The organism is Sorangium sp. So ce426, from assembly GCF_051475585.1.
Lineage (GTDB): Bacteria > Myxococcota_A > Polyangia > Polyangiales > Polyangiaceae > Sorangium > Sorangium cellulosum_B.
Genome location: NZ_CP150341.1, coordinates 60,641 through 73,221 on the forward strand (window position 1 = coordinate 60,641; position 12,581 = coordinate 73,221).

General features: G+C 72.1%; 12 protein-coding genes. 2 read left to right on the plus strand and 10 right to left on the minus strand.

The genetic code is table 11. The features are described 5' to 3' along the window. Window positions 1–96: 96 nt before the first annotated feature. The 10 genes from WMF44_RS00245 to fadI form a co-directional block, all read right to left on the minus strand. Window positions 97–804 carry a hypothetical protein gene (locus WMF44_RS00245; protein WP_437297105.1) on the minus strand — a complete coding sequence of 236 codons (708 nt, stop codon included), beginning with the start codon at window positions 802–804 and terminating at the stop codon, window positions 97–99. A gap of 129 nt (window positions 805–933) precedes the next feature. After that, a complete protein-coding gene (locus WMF44_RS00250; protein ID WP_437297106.1) occupies window positions 934–1,941 on the minus strand; it encodes a tetratricopeptide repeat protein in 1,008 nt (335 codons plus the stop codon). Beyond that, window positions 1,928–3,343, minus strand: coding sequence for a serine/threonine-protein kinase (locus WMF44_RS00255; protein ID WP_437297107.1), 1,416 nt, complete (start codon window positions 3,341–3,343; stop codon window positions 1,928–1,930). The genes WMF44_RS00250 and WMF44_RS00255 overlap by 14 nt, the downstream gene beginning before the upstream one ends. A 126-nt stretch (window positions 3,344–3,469) precedes the next feature. Continuing rightward, window positions 3,470–4,462, minus strand: a complete 993-nt coding sequence (locus tag WMF44_RS00260) for a M14 family metallopeptidase (RefSeq protein WP_437297108.1) — start codon at window positions 4,460–4,462, stop codon at window positions 3,470–3,472. Between the two features lie 162 nt (window positions 4,463–4,624). Further along, entirely contained in the window at window positions 4,625–5,620 is a 996-nt protein-coding gene (gene speB / locus WMF44_RS00265) for an agmatinase (protein ID WP_437297109.1), read from the minus strand. An 8-nt stretch (window positions 5,621–5,628) separates the two neighbouring features. Next, complete coding sequence (locus tag WMF44_RS00270; RefSeq protein ID WP_437297110.1) at window positions 5,629–6,408, minus strand: lysophospholipid acyltransferase family protein; 780 nt, start codon at window positions 6,406–6,408, stop codon at window positions 5,629–5,631. Between the two features lie 12 nt (window positions 6,409–6,420). Next, complete coding sequence (locus WMF44_RS00275; RefSeq protein WP_437297111.1) at window positions 6,421–6,930, minus strand: GNAT family N-acetyltransferase; 510 nt, start codon at window positions 6,928–6,930, stop codon at window positions 6,421–6,423. 214 nt (window positions 6,931–7,144) lie between these two features. Next, complete coding sequence (locus WMF44_RS00280; RefSeq protein ID WP_437297112.1) at window positions 7,145–8,125, minus strand: SDR family oxidoreductase; 981 nt, start codon at window positions 8,123–8,125, stop codon at window positions 7,145–7,147. Window positions 8,126–8,375: 250 nt separating this feature from the next. Further along, the gene (gene fadJ / locus WMF44_RS00285; RefSeq protein ID WP_437297113.1) at window positions 8,376–10,598 is read right to left on the minus strand and encodes a fatty acid oxidation complex subunit alpha FadJ; all 2,223 of its coding nucleotides are present in this window, start codon (window positions 10,596–10,598) and stop codon (window positions 8,376–8,378) included. Next, window positions 10,595–11,905, minus strand: a complete 1,311-nt coding sequence (gene fadI, locus WMF44_RS00290) for an acetyl-CoA C-acyltransferase FadI (protein WP_437297114.1) — start codon at window positions 11,903–11,905, stop codon at window positions 10,595–10,597. Before fadI ends, fadJ begins: the two co-directional genes overlap by 4 nt. A gap of 258 nt (window positions 11,906–12,163) precedes the next feature. Between fadI and WMF44_RS00295 the strand changes: the two genes are divergently transcribed. After that, a complete protein-coding gene (locus WMF44_RS00295) occupies window positions 12,164–12,376 on the plus strand; it encodes a hypothetical protein (protein WP_157906336.1) in 213 nt (70 codons plus the stop codon). Beyond that, entirely contained in the window at window positions 12,373–12,579 is a 207-nt protein-coding gene (locus tag WMF44_RS00300; protein ID WP_437297115.1) for a hypothetical protein, read from the plus strand. The genes WMF44_RS00295 and WMF44_RS00300 overlap by 4 nt, the downstream gene beginning before the upstream one ends. Window positions 12,580–12,581: the final 2 nt, after the last annotated feature.

A 12,581-nucleotide genomic window follows, 5' to 3' on the forward strand; every position in this document is an offset into this window, starting at 1 on the left:
GCGCGGGGCCGATGCACGAGAGGAACGCAGGGCCGCGCGCAAGGAGAGGTCGAGTCGGTCATCGCGCTGGCCGTGACACGCGCCACCTTCGCGGCGTCATCCCACCAGGCCTTCGTCAGCGACGCTACGGGCCAGGACCTTCGAGGACACCCGGCCGACGAGCCGCCGCAGGGCCTGCTTCGCGCCGATCGCGCCGCCTGCGCCCACCGCGAAGACGAGAGGCGCCGCGGCGCCGCCGGTCACCGCGACGAGGCCCGCCGCGAGCAGCACGCCGGCGCCGGTCGCGACGGCGCCCGTCGAGGCTTCCTGCGCCGCGTGCGCGAGCGCTTCCTTCCTCGTCATCTCGCCTCGCTGGTAGGCCGTGACGCCCTCGTAGGCGCCGAAGGCGCCGTCGATCACGAAGCCGATGCCGGCCGCCTTGCCCGCGCCCTTCAGGACCTCCCGGCCCGCAGCCCTCATCGCCTCGCGGGCCAGCCCCTTCGCGACCGCGCCCGAGACGCCGTCGGTGAGCGCCGCCTGGCCCGCGTGCCGCCCCGCCGCCTGCGCGACGATCGCGGCGGCCTGCGTTCCGCCCTGATCCGCGATGATCTTCGCCGTCGTCTGCGCGCCCAGCGAGAGCCCGGGCGCGAGCGCGTCGACGACCGCCGTCGTGTTCTCGACCATCACGCGGCGCAGGCCCTCCCGCGCGCCCTCGTCGAGGAGCCTCTTGCCCGCCGCCAAGAACAGCGCCTCCGCCGCCCCGCGGACGGCGACCGCGCCGCTCCCTGCGATCGAACCAAGGATCTTGTTTCGCTGTGAGCTCATCTCGACCTCCCCGCCTCGCGCGCCCTCACCCCGATCATGGGGTAGCGCCCGGGTGCGGAAAGACAAGCTCAGCGACGCGCGCTCCCGCGCCGCCACGTCTCCGCGCCGGCCGCGCCCGATCGCCGGACCTCAGAACCTCACGAGCAGGCGCGAGCCGAGGCCGCCCGGCGCTGGCGTGAGGACGAGCTCCGCCGCCGGCTTGCCAGGGGACGGCGCCGTGGGCTCGGAAGGGCTCAGCAGGAGCAGCGTGACGCCGGCGCCGATCCCGACCAGGCCGACGCCGGCGAAGACACCGGCGAGCATCGACGTGGTCTTGCCCGTGTCGTAGTCGCCCTGGAGCGACGGCGGGCACGCGTAGGCGCCTCCGCCGGCCGGGGAGCACCCGTCCTCGACCGCGGACAGCGCGCCGGCGCGCACGGCCAGCGCAACGACGGTCGCGATCGCGCCAGCGCCGCCGACGCCGAGCGCGACGTAGCCGCCCATGCGAATGCCGCTCGCGGGCGTGCCGGAGGCGCTCGGCGCGGAGAGCGCGTCGCGCCCCGGGAGCGGCGCGGGGACGGCCAGCGTCACGACCTGGCGGGCGCCAGGCGTGAGCTCGGCGCGCTCCGCGATCGGCGCGGCGCCGCCGTAGAACAGCTCGACCGTGTGGGCGCCGAGATCGCGCTCGAGCTCGACGCCGAGGAGCCTCGGGTCGAGGGGCTTGCCGTCCAGCACCACCCGGACCGGCGGCCGCCCCTCGGCGCCTTTCAGCCGGACGGTCAGCGTCCCGACCTTGCTGCCGAGCGCCCGGTAGCGGGCCTCGGCGTCATCGCTCCACCCGGCGTACTTCGCCTCGTTGGACTGGAGCGCGGCGCGCCGGAGATCCCACCAGTCTCGCCTCGCCGAGGCATAGCGGCCGAGCTCCTCCTCGCACTCGGCGATGTTCCGGAGCGCGCCGAGCCCCTCGGGGTAGATCTCCAGCGCGCTCCGGAAGGCGATGACCGCCTGCTCGCACTGTCCGGTGCTCCGCAGCTCGCGGCCCCGGGCGAACAGCGTCTTCGCGTCCTCCTCGGCCCCGATGGCGAGCGCGCGCGCCGGCGCCGCCGCGAGCATGGCGACGGTGCAGAGCGTGATGAGCCGTCGCTCAGAAGGTCTCACTCTTGTCGATCTCCTTGCGGCGCCGGGGCACCGTGGGCGCGGCGGTGGCCGTCGCGCGTGGGGCGGCCCTGTCAGCCCCGGGGCGGCGCTGGGACGAGCGCGGCTGCGCAGGTGCTACGGAGGCAGGCGGCGCAGGTGCTACGGAGGCAGGCGGCGCGGGCGCCGCCGCGGAGGCGGGCGGCTCGGCCGTGGCCGGCGGCTCCGCCGCGGCGGGCTGCTGCGGCGGGGGCGGCGAGCGCAGCGCGACCGCCTGGAGGGCGCCCCGCACGCCGGGGGTTATGAGCCGCGCCGGCTGCTCCAGGCGCGGCCGATCGAGCAGGCGCGCCGCCAGCGCGGCCGTCCCCCCGAGCGCGGTCAGGCAGGCCAGCGCCACGGCGGGCGCGACCCGAGGCCGCCGCCGCGGCGGCGCGACCTCCGCGGGCTGCTCGGGCGGCGGCGCCGAGAGCGCGGCGTGGTAGGCCTCCACCATCTCGCGGATCGAGGCGAACCGCTGCGCCGGCCCCTTCGCGAGGGCGCGCGAGAACCAGGCGTCGAGCCCCTGGGGAAGCGACCGCCGGACCTCCGTGGCAGGCTCGAAATCGCGGGTGCTGACCGCCACGATGATCTCCGCGATGCTGTTGCCCTGAAAAGGCGTCCAGTCCGTCAGCACCTCGTAGGCCAGCACGCCGAGCGCCCAGACATCGGCCCGCGCGTCGACCGCGAGCGGCGAGGCGAGCTGCTCCGGGCTCATGTAGTTCGGCGAGCCCAGCATGACGTCGGCCTCCGTCTCCTGCGGCCGATCCAGGCCGAGATCGCCGTGCAGCGCCTTGGCGATGCCGAAATCCGCGACCTTCACCGTCAGCTCCGCGCCGGGGGTGCCGACGAGCATCACGTTCGAAGGCTTCAGGTCGCGGTGCACGATGCCCATGTCGTGCGCCACGGTGAGCGCGTCCCCGATCTGATCAAGGATGTGCCCGAAGCGCACCGGCTCGATCGGTCCCTTGTGGCGCACCTCGGCGAACAGCGTTCGCCCCGGGATGTACTCCATCACCAGGTAAGGGATGTCGTCGTGGACCCCTGCGTCGTGGACCGCGACGATGTGCCGCGTGCGCGCGCTCAGGCGGGCCGAGATCTGGGCCTCGAACCGGAACCTCTCCAGGACCGTGCGGCTCCGTTCCGCGTCGCCGGTCAGCGAGGCGCTGAGGAACTTCACGGCGAGCTCGGTCTTGAGCGTGACGTGCACGGCGAGCCAGACCTCGGCCATGCCCCCGCGCCCGAGCGGTCGGACCAGCCGGTATTTGCCGTCGACGACCTCGTCGGGGGTGTGCTGCCAGATGTCCGACTCGTCGGCGCCGGCCTGACGCGCCGCCGCGCTCGGGCTGATCCGCACGGTCGGCGGTATGCGGGGCGTGGCGGCGTCCACGCCCGAAGGATAGTGGATGCCGCGCGCGGGACTGGCACTTTTCGACAGCCCTCGCCGCCGTCGCCCTCTGGCCAGCGCGGGATGGCGGCCAGAGGCAGCCGCGATCCCGCCGCGAGCGCGGCCATTTCACTCGGCGGCGTCGGCGAAGAGCTCCGCAGGCGGCGCGTCGATCGGCGGGGCCGCCCGCGAGGCCGCGCCGCCCACGCCGCGGTCGAGGGCGTCGCAGAGGAGCGCGCCGACGCCGGGGACGACGTTGGCGATCGCCTCGTCGGCCTCGCGCGGGTTCAGCCACCAGAACGGGTTCAGCAGCCGGCGGAGGTCGCGGAAGGAGCGTGCAGGACGGCTGACCTCCACCGTGAAGGCGAGCGTTCCGAGGTTGGCGTCGAGCCAGTCGTCCATGTCGCCGACCGTGGGGTACCAGTGCGCCGCCTGGCGGATCTCGTACCGCTCGCGCGGCAGAGCCCGGCAGAAGGCGTCGCCGAGCGCCCGGTACAGCGGCTCGCGCGGGTTGGGCATGTCGGTGTGCGCCCACGGGTAGAGCAGGAAGTTGCCGCAGCTGTGAAAGCCGATCGCGAGCGCAGGCCGCGTCTCCAGCGCGACGTCGCGCAGGGCGCGCGACTCGGGCTCCGAGAACGCGTGAGGCCCCGTGTAGTGCGGCGACCACCGGAGCCGCGAGCCCGCGAACGGGTGCAGCGGCCGCGACGAGGACAGCGGCGCGAAATTCCGGTTCAGATCCACGCCGCGGGCGTTGCAGCGCTGCGACGCTCGCCGCTCGCCGCGGAGGCGCTCCAGGTTGTCGGCGAACGCGTCGGGGTTGACGACCGGCACCACGACGAGCCGCGCCCGCGCCGCCGCGCCCCATCGTCCGCTCGCCAGGATCGACCGGACCGCATCGAGCAGCGCGAGCCCGCCGATCACCTCGACCCCGTGCATGAGCGACGTCAGCAGGAACGTCGGACCCAGCGGATTGCCGAAGTCGTAGCGCCGCAAGGGTCTTCCGTTCGCGGACGTCCCGATCGCTATTTCCCGTCCGCTGTAGGTGCGCGCGAGGCGCGCCCAGGCATCATCGAGCTGCGGGAGCTCGGCGTAGCGGCCGCATAGGTCGGGCGTGCGTGTCATCCCAGCGTCTCTTATGTGACACCGGAATGGCGGCGGGCGCCAGCGGATTGAGCGGATTCATGTGTCCCGATTCCGCGGTTCCACGATTCGCGTCGATTCGCGTCGATTCACGTCGATTCACGTCGATTCACGTCGATTCACGTCGATTCACGTCGATTCACGTCATCCGCGCGGCTGGTCGCGCTGGTCGCGCTGGTCGCGCTGGTCGCCGTTTCGCGTCGCGAGGAGAGCCAGGCCCTCGAACAGGAGGTGCGCGCCGAGATGGAGGGTGATGTCGGCGTGATCCAGCGCGGGGCATACCTCGACGAGATCCATGCCCACCAGGTTGATCCCCGCGAGGCCGCGGAGCAGCTGGATCGCCTCGCGTGAGGTGAGCCCGCCGGGCACGGGCGTGCCGGTGCCCGGGGCATAGGCCGGGTCGATGCCGTCGATATCGAAGGAGATGTAGACGGGCGACTCGCCCGCGGCTGCCCTGATGGCGGCGGCGATCGCAGAAGCGCCGTCGCGGTCGATCCGATCCATGCCGTACAGGGTCGCTCCGGCGTGCGCCGCGAAGGCGCCTTCCTCCGGGTGGCCCCACGTGGCGCGGATGCCGATCTGGTGGAGCGCGCTCCGCCCGATGAGCCCCTCTTCGATCGCGTTGCGGAACGGCGTGCCGTGGTGGAACGGCTCGCCCCACACCTCCGAGGTGCTCGTGTCGAGGTGCGCGTCGACGTGAACGACCGTGACGGGGCCGTGGCGCCGCGACAGCGCGCGGAGCACCGGGAGCGCGATCGAGTGGTCGCCGCCGACGACGAACGGGACCGCGCCGGCCGCGAGCACCTCGTCGACCGAGGCCTGGATCAGCTCGCGAACGGAGTCTGCGTGAAACGGGGGAAAGGGCACATTGCCCCCGTCGAGCACGTTGAGCGCGCGGAACACGTCGACGCCGTGGCCAGGGTGATACGACTGCACGAGCGCGCTCACGCGGCGCAGCTCGTAGGGGGCGAAGCGTGTGCCCGGGCGGTACGTGACGCTCCCGTCCCACGGGACGCCGAGGAGCACGGCGTCGGCGCCGGAATAGGCGGACGCGCCGGCCTCGTGGAATCCCGCGGTCGGGAGGCGAAAGAACGGCGTCTGCCCGTGCCGCAGGTACGCGGCTGCTCGTTGTTGGGACATGAGATCTCCTACAGGCTCAAGAGGTCCAGGATCACGGCGCGGGCGCGGTCCGCGAGATCCGCCGCGCCGCCGTGATCGCCGAGCGGCGGGCCAAAGGCGACGCGGGCGCTCGCCTCTCGGCGGCTGGAGAAGCGGAGGAAATGGGGGAGGAAGGTGTCGTCGCCCGCCCAGCAGAGCTCCGGATCATCGTAGGTGATGGCCGCGGGCACGATGGGGACGCCCGCGAGCCGGGCGACGCCGAAGATGCCTTTCCGGAACGGGAGGACCTTCTCTCCGCGGGTGGTCGAGCCCTCCGGGAAATTCAGCACCGGGACGCCATGGCGCAGGGCCCGGAGCGCGCTCCGGAGCACGCGCGCCCCGCTCGTCGGGCGCTGCCGATCGACGAGCAGCACGCCGAGATCGCGCGCGCGATCGCCGATGATCGGCCAGCTGCCGATCTCCTGCTTCGCGATGGCGGTGCAGGGGGTGAGCGACGCGAGGAGGATCGGATCGAGGTAGCTGACGTGGTTGGCCACGACCACGAACGGGGACGCGGGGAGCGCGCCGGTCACGCGGACGCGCAGGCAGTGCAGCGCGCACAGGTCCCGCGCGATACCGTGAAGAAGGCGCGCCCTCTCGCGGCGGCGCGAGGCGGGCAGCGTGGGCAGCAGGCTGGTCCGGAACACGGTGTCGAGCGCGAGCCCCATCACGCCGGAGACCCGGCTGGCGACGGAGAGCGCCTCGGTCCAGGGCCGGTCGCCCGCCGCCGGCGCGCGGCGGCCGTGGTCGAGCGGAGCGGTGGTCGTCATGGTCCGTCGGCCTCAGGCCACCGCGGCGATGCCGCCGCTCTCCGCCGCGCGCGGCTCCTTCGCGTCGGCCTGGCGATCGACGAGCCCCACCTTCTCGAAGCGGGCCCGGAGCGCCATGAACGCGTCGCGATCGATGCGCGAGATGATGCGCGGGTGTCCGGTGCCATAGAAATCGGGGCGCACCTCGATCTCCTTGGCGCCGAGCATGGCGTGGAGCGCCCGCGCGGCGTGGTTGTCCTCCTCGACGGTGAACCAGCACGACTCGGCCCATCCAAGGATCGACCCGACGAACGCGCGGAGCAGCGTGTGCGTCGCGCGGGAGCCCTGATACTCGGGCAGGACGGCGAGGGTCGTGCAGTAGACCTCCTTGCCGCGCGTGAAGGAGAGCAGGTAGCCCGCGGGCCTCCCCGCGGCCTCGACCATGAAACAAGAGTCCTTGAAGAAGTCGCAGCAAAGACGGATGTAATACCGCCCGAGCTCCCCTTCGCCCGCGCCGCCGAAGAGGGTCGTCTCCAGTTCCATCAGAGTCGAAAAGTCATCGCCTCGGAGCGTGCGCGCCACATAACGGCTCATTGTTGCGCCTCCTCATTTCAATTGAATCGTTGCTGTGGGCGCAGCATGCCGGGGCTCCGTGGAGAACACGTCACAGGACCCCCGAGGTTGAGAGACACGTCGGGGGCGATGGCGCGTCAAGATGGCTGGGGAATCGCGTACGGAAGGTGCCAGGGCGGCAATGTCATCGTGGCTTGAGGCGCTCTGCCGCCGTGGACGGGAGTGTGAGCGCGAGGCCGGCGAAGGCCCGGGCGGTGTCGAGGAGCGCGGCGAGGCCCGAGGACGCGCGCCATCCGCCGGTCACGCCGGTCCAGTGCTTCATGGGCACGAAGAGGTTGCCGTCGGTGTGCGGCGCCGCGCGATCCAGGAAGGTCGCGCGGAGCGTGTACGCCGCGAGCAGCCGCTCCATGAGGCCCGGGAAGGCGACGAACGCCGCGGCGGTGATGCGGCCGGCGGCGCCGACGTAGACATCGCGCCGCGGCCGCTCGGCGAGGGAGACCATCGCCGCCGCGACCCGCTCGGGGTCGACGATCGGCCGGATCGGCTGGACGGCGCGGCCGGTGAAATTGCCGGCGTGCTGGTAGATCGGGGTGTCGATCGTCGCGGGCAGGAGATTGCAAACGTGGATGTCCGGCGTGCTGGAGAGCTCCTGTCTCAAGCAGGACGTGAGGCCGAGGACCCCGAACTTGGAGATCACGTAGGCGCTCATCGTCGGCGCGCCGAACTTCCCAAGAACGGAGACGTTGTTGATGAGCACACCGGCGCCCTGCGCGCGGAAACAGGGCAGCACGGCCCGCGCCCCGTGCACATAGCCGAGCAGGTTCGTCTCGATGACCTGGCGGTAGGCCTCGTAGGGCGCCTCGTCCGCGCGCGCGTAGAGGAACACGGCGGCGTTGTTGACCCAGACGTCGATCCTGCCGAACACCTCGACGGCGGCGCGGGCGAGCGCCCGGACGGCGTGCTCGTCCCTCACGTCCGTCGGGACGGCGAGCGCCGGCGCGCCGACGCTCGCGCACTCGGCGGCGACCGCCTCGAGGGCCGCCTCGTTCCGAGCGGCGATGACGACCCGCGCGCCGCGCCTCGCGAACGCGAGCGCCGCCGCCCTGCCAATGCCCGAAGATGCCCCGGTGATAACGACCACCGCGTCGCGAATGCACTTCCGCATGACTGGCCCCCTCCCGCGCTGTCTGTCCGTCGCCGAGAGGAGAGCAAGGCGCGGGCCATCAGGGGCCGGGGGCCGGGTCGGATGTGGCCGCGGAGCTCGATTGAAACGGGGAGCGTGGTGGAGGGATGAAGAATTTAAAACGCAAAGGCGCAAGGGCGCAAAGACGCAAGGAGAAGAAGAAATAAATCTTTCTCTCTCCCTTGCGTCTTTGCGCCCTTGCGCCTTTGCGTTTTTTCTTCTCTCTCTCTCTTCAGCCGTAGAACGGCTTCCCGGTCCTCGCCGCCTCGACGAGCGCCGGGGCGGGCGTCCAGCGCTTGCCGAAGCGGCGCTCGTAGGTCTCGATGCGGCGGAGCACCTCCGCGGCGCCGAGGCTGTCGACGTAGCGGAACGGCCCGCCGCGGAACGGCGGGAAACCCAGGCCGAAGATCGCGCCGATGTCGCCGTCGCGCGGGCTCCGGAGGATCCCCTCGCCGAGGCAGTGCAGCGCCTCGTTCACGAGCTGGAGCGAGCAGCGCAGCTGGATCTCCTCGACCGGCACGGGCGGGCCGTCCTTCGCCCTCGGCACCGGCAGCCCGAGCACGCCATAGACGCTCTCGTCGGCGTGCTTGCCCTTGCCCTTCTTCTTCGCCGCAGCGCCGTACAGGTACATCCCGCGCTCGTTCTTGCGGCCCCTCCGGTCGTCGGACACCAGCCTGGCCATCGTGGGAGGCGGCGCGAGGCGGTCGCCGAACGCCTCGAGCATGATCGGGCCGACGTGCGCCGCCACGTCGATGCCCACCTCGTCGAGCAGCGCAAGCGGGCCGACCGGCCAGCCCCACGCGACGAGCGCCGCGTCGACCTGCTCGACCGCGACCCCCTCGGCGAGCAGCCAGCTCGCCTCGTTCATGTACGGCCCGAGGATCCGGCTCGTGTAGAAGCCGACTCCGTCGTTCACGACGATGACCGTCTTGCCCTGGCGCTTGCCGACCGCGACCGCCGTCGCGACCACCTCGGGCGACGTCGCCTCGGTCCGGATGACCTCGAGCAACGGCATCTTGTGCACAGGGCTGAAGTAGTGCATCCCGACCACGTTCTCCGGCCGCCTCGACGCGGCCGCGATCCGGGAGATCGGGATCGACGACGTGTTCGACGCGAAGATCACCCCGTCCTTGCCGTGCTGCTCGACGTCCCGCAGGACCGCTTGTTTCACCGCGAGATCCTCGAACACCGCCTCGATCACGAGATCGGCGCTGCGGAGGCCCGAGCCGTCCGTCGTCGCGGTGAGCAGCGCGAGCTTCTCGTCGCGCTCGAGCGGCGTGAGCTGCTTCTTCTTCACCCGCTCGCCGAGGATGTCGGCCACGTACTTGAGCCCGCGGCCGATCGACGCGTCGTCGCGGTCCCGGAGCCGCACGGAGATGCCGGCGTTCAGGCTGACATAGGCGATGCCGGCCCCCATCAGGCCGGCGCCGATCATCGCGATCTTCTCGACCTTCCTCGGCTGCACGGCGGGGTCGTCCACGCCGGTGTCCTTCTTCATCGCGTTCGTCGCGAAGAAGAGCTCCATCAGCCGGTGCGCCGTGCTCGACGCGACGAGCTCTCCGAACGCGCGCGCCTCGACCTCCTTCGACGCCTCGAAGCCCTTCTCCGCATGGGTCCTCAGCACGTCGATGATCCGCTCGGGCGCCGGGTAGTGCCCGCCGGTCTTCTTGCGCGTCTGCCGCGCTGCCTGCTGGAAGAGCAGGGCACGGCCGATCGGGTTCCCCTCGAGGGCAGCGCGGGTGAGCGCGGCGGAGTCGAGCCTCGGCGCGCTTTTGGGCTTGGGCCGGAACGGCGGGCCGGCCGCAGCGAGCTCGAGCGCGAGCGCCGCGGCCGTCTCCTTCAGGATGGCCGCGGGGACGACGTCGTCGGCGACGCCGAGCTGCCGCGCCTTCGAGGGGCGCATGTTCTTGCCGGTGAGGCCGTGGTCGAGCGCCGCCTTCAGGCCGGCGCGCTCCGCGAGCCGCTGGAGCCCGTTGATCCCGGGGAGCAGGCCGAGCTGCACCTCGGGCAGGCCGAGCACCGTCTTCCGGTCGTCGCTCAGCACCCGGGCGTGGCAGGCGAGCGCCACCTCGAGGCCGCCGCCGAGCGCGGCGCCGTGGATCGCCGCGACGATCGGCTTCGGCGAGCGCACGATCCGCAGGATCGCCTCGTGGCCGGCGCGGCACATCGCCTCGGCCTCGGCCGCCGTGGCGACGCCCTTCAGCATCTCGATGTCGGCGCCCGCGATCCACGTGTCGGCCTTGCCGGACACGAGGATCGCCGCCTTGATGAGCGGGTTGCTCGCGATCTGGCCCGCGATCCGCTCGAGATCGCCGGTGAACGTGGGCTTCAGCGTGTTGACCGCCTCGCCCGGGACATCGTAGGTGACGACGGCCACGCCGTCGGGGCGCACCTCGAGGGAGAGCGGGCTCGCGGCAGCGGGGGCCGGCGTGGCGGCGGCGGAGGTCGTTGTCATGCGGCCTCCAGGACGACGGCGGCGCCGAGGCCGCCTGCCGCGCAGACGGTGAGGAGCGCGTGATGCCCGCCGCGCTTCTTGAGCTCTCGGAGCGTGGAGAGGACCATGCGTCCTCCCGTGGCCGCGAAGGGGTGGCCGAGCGCGATCGAGCCGCCGTTGACGTTGAGCTTCTCCGGATCGATCTCGCCGACGGGGGCGGACCGGCCGAGCTTCTCCGCGGCGAACGACGGCGACGCGAGCGCCTTCAGGTTGGACGCGACCTGGGCGGCGAAGGCCTCGTGCATGTCGACGAGGTCCATGTCGGCGAGCGAGAGGCCGGCGCGCTCGAGCGCCCGCGGCACGGCGAGCACCGGGGCCATCAGGAGCTGCCAGCCAGGGTCGACCGCCGCGTAGGACCACGACTTGACGTACCCGAGCGGCTGGTAGCCGAGCGCCTTGGCCTTGCCCTCGCGCATCAGGAGCAGCGCGCTCGCCCCGTCGGTGAGCGGCGACGCGTTGCCCGCGGTGATCGTGCCGTGCCGCCGATCGAAGGCCGGCGACAGCTTCGCGTAGGCGTCGAGGGTCGAGTCGTCCCGGACCACGTTGTCGCGCTCGACCGGCTTGTCGTAAGGCGGGGGGATCACGTGCATGACCTCGGCGGCGTAGGTGCCGTCGCGCCAGGCGCGCGCGGCGTTCGTGTGCGAGCGGTGGGCGATCGCGTCCTGCTCGGCGCGCGAGATGCCGTTCTGCTTCGCCATCTTCTCGGCGGCCTCGCCCATCTGCTCGCCCGTGGTCGGCTCGCGCGAGAAGCCCGGGATCGGGGGCACGAGGTCCTTCAGCGAGAGGCGGGAGACGATCTCCAGCCGGGCGCCGAGCGTCCTGGCCTTCTGGAAATCGGCCAGCGCGGAGGCGAGCTTCCGGGAGACGCCGAGCGGCACGTCGCTCATGCTGTCGGCGCCGCCGACGAGGGCGACGTGGTGCTGGCCGGCGAGCATCGCCTCGGCGGCGCTCGTCATGGCCTGGAGCGACGTGGCGCACGCGCGCGAGACGCTGAAGGCGTCGGTGTCCTTGGGCAGGCCGGTGCGCAGCACGACCTCGCGCGCGATGTTGAGCCAGTCGAGCGTCGGCACCACCTGGCCGTAGACGACCAGCGTGACGTCGCGCGGGGTCACCTCGCTCCTCTGGAGGAGCTCCTTGACCACCGTGGCCGCGAGATCGACGGTGCGCAGCGCCTTGAGCGCCGTCCCCGCCTTGGTGAACGGCGTGCGCAGCCCGGCAACGACCGCCACCCGGTCCTTGCCGCCCTTCCCATTCTTGCCTGAAGCCATGTCGACTCCTCTGCTGCCGGAGAGCCCATCGCGAGCCCGCCCCGCGCGCCCCGCGCAGCCCCCCGGATCCCGGCGTGCCAGCGCACACCGGTTGGAGGTATTCCCTTAGGTGCGCTAACGCGGCGTGTCAACCGTGGGCGGCGGGTGCGTCGCAGGTGGCGAGGCGCTCCGCGAGAAAGCGACGTGGAGGAAGAACGGTTGGGACAGCCTGGGCGCTAATTTGGCCCACGCCTGAGCTTGCCGTTAGCGTGGTTGGCCATGCGGAAACTCATTCTATGCAGTGCGTTGCTCTGCGGCGCTCCGGCGCTCGCGGGGTGTGCGACGTTTGCGAGCGACTCGGCGCCGGCGGCGCCGGGTTATGTGTATGTGGCCGGTCACAAGAACAACCAGCCTGCGATGTGGATGTGCCCTGACGCGCCGGGCAAGGCGGAGTGCACCGAGGTCGAGGTAACGACGGAGGCAGGCGAATGAAGCGTTCTTTGATTTTCGGGCTCTTGCTCGCGAGCTTCGGCGTGATCGGCTGTCAGGGGAGCTACACGAGCATCCGGCAGATCGACGGGACGCGGTACCACGTCACGCGCACGAAGCAGGGCTTCTTCAACGCGTACGGCACCGTGTTCGACTGCCAGGCCAAGGGCGACGCGATGACGTGCGTCGAGATCAGCGATCTGTGAGC